Annotated in this window: 3 protein-coding genes and 1 pseudogene; all 4 read left to right on the plus strand. The window is 70.1% G+C overall.

The window, feature by feature from the left end:
* Nucleotides 1–647, plus strand: a pseudogene (locus G6016_RS10865) (serine/threonine protein phosphatase); the annotation flags it as partial.
* Between the two features lies 1 nt (nt 648).
* Nucleotides 649–2,088 carry an FtsW/RodA/SpoVE family cell cycle protein gene (locus tag G6016_RS10870; protein ID WP_182632672.1) on the plus strand — a complete coding sequence of 480 codons (1,440 nt, stop codon included), beginning with the start codon at nt 649–651 and terminating at the stop codon, nt 2,086–2,088.
* Nucleotides 2,089–2,095: 7 nt separating this feature from the next.
* Complete coding sequence (locus tag G6016_RS10875; protein WP_182632673.1) at nt 2,096–3,568, plus strand: penicillin-binding transpeptidase domain-containing protein; 1,473 nt, start codon at nt 2,096–2,098, stop codon at nt 3,566–3,568.
* On the plus strand, nt 3,565–4,459 hold an 895-nt coding region (locus G6016_RS10880; protein ID WP_182632674.1), incomplete at its 3' end, for a serine/threonine-protein kinase. The genes G6016_RS10875 and G6016_RS10880, both read left to right, overlap by 4 nt.

Below are 4,459 nucleotides of genomic sequence, written 5' to 3' on the forward strand. Positions count from 1 at the left end.
GGGTACTCGTCGTCATCGCCGGAATCGTCGGCGTGTCAACCCTGCTCATCCGCAGCAACTACTTCGTCACGGAACAGGACAGTCAGGTCGTGGTGAAGAGAGGGATCTCGGGCGACGTGTTCGGGATCTCCCTGTCCTCGGTGGCCCGCATCGCGTGCCTGACCCCGGAGGGCACCCTGACCATGCACGATCCGGACTCGATTCCCACCAACTGCGACGTGTTCACCCTCGGCGACCTGCGCGAACCCGCCAGGGAAACCGTCCGCGCCGGCATGCCGTCAGGCAGTCTCGCCGAGGCCAACGCCCAGGTGGCCCGGCTCGCGCAGGACAATCTCCTGCCCCCGTGTGAACCCGAGGAAGCCGCACCCCGCGCGGGTGAGCGTGGCGACGGTGATGCGCCGTCGTCGTCGTCAAATACTCCCGACGAGCCCGGCGAACCCGCACCTGACACCGACCGTCCGACCCGCGGCGCCGATGAGCCCGCGCCCGGCGCGGACGATCCCGCCGACCGCAATGACCCCGGCGCCGAGGATCCCGCCGATCCGGACGCTCCTACCGACCCCGACGCGGAGGGCGACGAGCCGTCTCCCACCGCGCGCCCCACCCCGCCGCAGGTACCGGGGGAGAACTGCCGGGCGGTGAGCTGACATGACCGGTCCCGCAACCAATCCCCGCGGGCAGGCGATCCCCGACCGTCCGCGCCGCGGCAAGGAACTCGTCCTGCTGGTCGCCGCCACGGTGATCGTCGGGTTCTCGCTGCTCATCGTCCAGCTCGCGCAGGAACAGGAACTGTCGCTGTCGCTGCTGTGGATCACGCTCGCGTTCCTCGGACTCACCGGCGTCGCGCACCTGTTGATCCGCTGGCTGGCCCCCTACGCCGACCCGGTGCTGCTGCCGTGCGCCGCCCTGCTCAACGGGCTCGGGCTGGTGCTCATCTACCGGCTCGACCTCACCTACACCGCCAGCGCCGTGGCCAGCGGCAACGACCCGCCCGGCATGGACGTCACCCGGCAGCTGCTGTGGGCCCTCATCGGGCTCGCGGTGATGGCGATCGTCCTGTTCTTCCTGCGTGACCACCGTGTCCTCGCCCGCTACGGCTACACGACCGGCTTCGCGGGGCTCGTGCTGCTGGCGATCCCCGCCGTGCTGCCCGCCCGGTTCTCCGAGATCAACGGCGCCAAGAACTGGATCATCCTGCCCGGCTTCACCATCCAGCCCGGCGAGTTCGCCAAGATCCTGCTCATCGTGTTCTTCGCGTCGATCTTGGTGGAGAAGCGGGAGCTGTTCACCACCGCCGGCAAGCGTGTCCTGGGCGTGGACCTGCCGCGCGCGCGTGACCTCGGTCCGATCATCGTGGCCTGGATGCTCTCGCTCGGCGTGCTCGTGTTCAACACCGACCTCGGCATGGCGCTGCTCATCTTCGCGACCGTGCTGACCATGCTGTACGTCGCCACCGAGCGGGTGAGCTGGCTGCTCATCGGCGTGGTCCTGGTGGCGATCGGCGGCGTGCTCGCCTACCTGCTGTTCGGGCACGTGCGTGTGCGGTTCCAGATCTGGCAGGACCCGTTCGCCTATTTCGACACCGGCGGCTACCAGCCCTCGCAGGCGCTGTTCGGGCTCGCCTCCGGCGGGATGGGCGGCACCGGGCTCGGCAACGGCCGGCCCGACCAGGTGCCGTTCGCGAACACCGACTTCATCACCTCGACCATCGGCGAGGAACTGGGCCTCATCGGCCTGGCCGCCGTGCTCATGGTGTATCTCATCCTCGTGCTGCGCGGGATCCGCGTGGGCCTGACCATCCGCGACAGCTTCGGCAAGCTCGTGGCCGTGGGCCTGGCGTTCACCTTCGCGGTCCAGGTGTTCGTGGTGGTCGGCGGCGTGTCCACGCTCATCCCGCTCACCGGCCTGACCCTGCCGTTCATGGCCTACGGCGGCTCCAGCCTGCTCGCCAACTACGCACTGCTCGCGATCCTGCTGCGGCTGTCCAACGACGCACGCCGCCCGCTGCCCACCCCGCGCCAGGCCCCCTCCCTTGCCGATGCCGCCACCGGCATGATGCGCAGCTCCCGACCCGGGAAGAGCGGGTGAGCGCGGCATGAACGCAGCCATCCGCAGAGTCGCCGTTGCCGCCATGATCATGGTGGTGGCGTTGCTCCTCCAGCTCACCTGGGTCCAGGTCTTCCGCGCCGACGAACTGCGCGCCGACTCCCGCAACACCCGCATGCTGCTCGACGAGTACTCACGGCAGCGCGGTCAGATCACCGCCGGCGGTCGCGTGCTCGCCATGTCGCTGCCCGCCGACGGGCGGTTCGAGTTCGAGCGCACCTACCCGACCGCGCCCTATTCGTTCGGCCCCACGGTCGGCTACTACTCACTGCAGTACGCGACCTCGGGCATCGAGCATTCCCAGGACGCCTTCCTCAACGGCTCCGACCCGCGCCTGCTGTCCCAGCGCATCACCGGCCTCATCTCCGGGCGCACCCCGCAGGGCGGCAACGTCGAGCTGACCCTCGACCCCGTGGGCCAGGAGGTCGCCTACGAGGCGCTCCAGCGCGGCGCCGGGCAGGGCCCGTTCGTCGGTTCCGTCGCGGCCGTCCGGCCCTCGACCGGCGAGGTGCTCGCGCTCGCGTCCACCCCGTCGTTCGACCCCAACATGCTCTCCAGCCAGGAACAGACCGTCCGCAGTGAGGCGATGGAGCAGATCGACGCGAGCCCCGACCGGCCGCTGCTCAACCACGCCACGCAGCAGTCGCTGCCTCCCGGCTCGACCATGAAGGTCATCACCACCGCCGCCGCCCTCGAGCAGGGCATCGGACCCGATTCCACCTTCTCCGGCGCCGACCGCATCCAGCTCCCCGGCACCTCCACCTACCTGCAGAACTACGCCGGCCAGACCTGCGGCGGCGGAACCGTCACTCTGCGCACCGCCTTCGAGCTGTCCTGCAACGTGCCCTTCGTCGAGCTCAGCCAGCAGATCGGCGACGAGGCGTTCACCGACATGTCCGCCCGGTTCGGGGTCGACGGCACCGCGCCGGAGGACTTCGGCATCCCCGTCAGCCCGTCCGGTCTGGGCCAGATGGACGACGCCGCCCAGTTGGCCATGAGCGCCATCGGGCAGAGCGACGTCCGCATGACCACGCTGCAGAACGCGATGGTCGCCGCCACCATCTCCAACGGCGGGGTCCGCATGCAGCCCCAGCTCATCAAGGCGCTGACCGCGCCCGACCTGTCCGTCGTCGAGGGATTCACCCCCGAGGACGCGGGCCGAGCCCTCACCGATGAGCAGGCCGGCACGATGACCGAGCTCATGATCGGCGCGGAAGCCAACGCCGGAGGCGGACTGCCCGGGGTGACCGTCGCCTCCAAGACCGGCACCGCGGAGCACGGCGTCGACGCCTCCGAGTCCATCCCCTACACCTGGTACATCGCCTTCGTGCCCGGTGAGGACATCGCGGTGGCCGTGGCCATCGAGTCCGGGCCGGGCATCAGCCGCGACACCGTCGGCGCCACCTACGCCGCGCCCATCGGGCGCGAAGTGATGGGCGCACTGCTGGGTGGTGCACCATGAGCCTGAATTCCGGCGCGGTCCTGTCCGACCGCTATCGACTCCAGCGACTGATCGCCACCGGCGGCATGGGTCAGGTCTGGGAGGCCGACGACTCCGTGCTCGACCGCCGGGTCGCGGTCAAGATCCTCAAGCCCGAGTTCTCCTCCGACCCCGAGTTCGTGGACCGGTTCCGTTCCGAGGCCAAGGTCACCGCCCGGATCTCCCACCCCGGGATCGCGACCGTGTACGACTACGGGCAGATCACCGATCCCGCCTCCGGCAGCCCCCTGTCCTACCTGGTGATGGAACTCGTCGTGGGCGAGCCCCTGTCCGACGTGCTGGCCCGCGAAGGTCAGTTGCCTCTCGGGCACACGCTCGACATGCTCGAGCAGACCGGACGTGCCCTCAACGCCGCCCACGCGATCGGACTCGTGCACAGGGACGTCAAGCCGGGCAACATCCTCATCACGCCCGCCGGTCAGGTGAAGCTCACCGACTTCGGCATCGCCAAGTCCATGGGCGCCTCGGCCGTCACCCAGACCGGGATGGTCGTGGGCACCGCCCAGTACATCTCGCCCGAGCAGGCGATGGGCCACCACACGACCCCCGCCGGCGATGTCTACTCGCTCGGCGTGGTGGGCTACGAGTGCCTCGCCGGGCGGCGGCCGTTCGTGGCCGATTCACCCGTGACCATCGCGATGAAGCACGTCCGTGAGTCGCCCGATCCACTGCCGGACTCCGTGCCCGAACCCGTCCGGCGGGTCATCGCCGAGGCCATGGTCAAGGACCCCGCCCAGCGGTACCCCGACGGCGGGGCCTTCGCCGATGCCGTCGCCGACGTGCGCTCCGGCCGCGACCCCCGGCCGCCGAGTGCATTCGCCGCCGCGGCGGGTGCCGCCGGTGCCGGTGCCC

This window comes from Dietzia aerolata (assembly GCF_014144865.1).
Taxonomy (GTDB): domain Bacteria; phylum Actinomycetota; class Actinomycetes; order Mycobacteriales; family Mycobacteriaceae; genus Dietzia; species Dietzia aerolata.

Coding starts and splice junctions, on each gene's coding strand:
- G6016_RS10870 (WP_182632672.1), top strand. CDS start 649: ATGACCGGTCCCGCAACCAATCCCCGCGGGCAGGCGATCCCCGACCGT.
- G6016_RS10875 (WP_182632673.1), top strand. CDS start 2,096: ATGAACGCAGCCATCCGCAGAGTCGCCGTTGCCGCCATGATCATGGTG.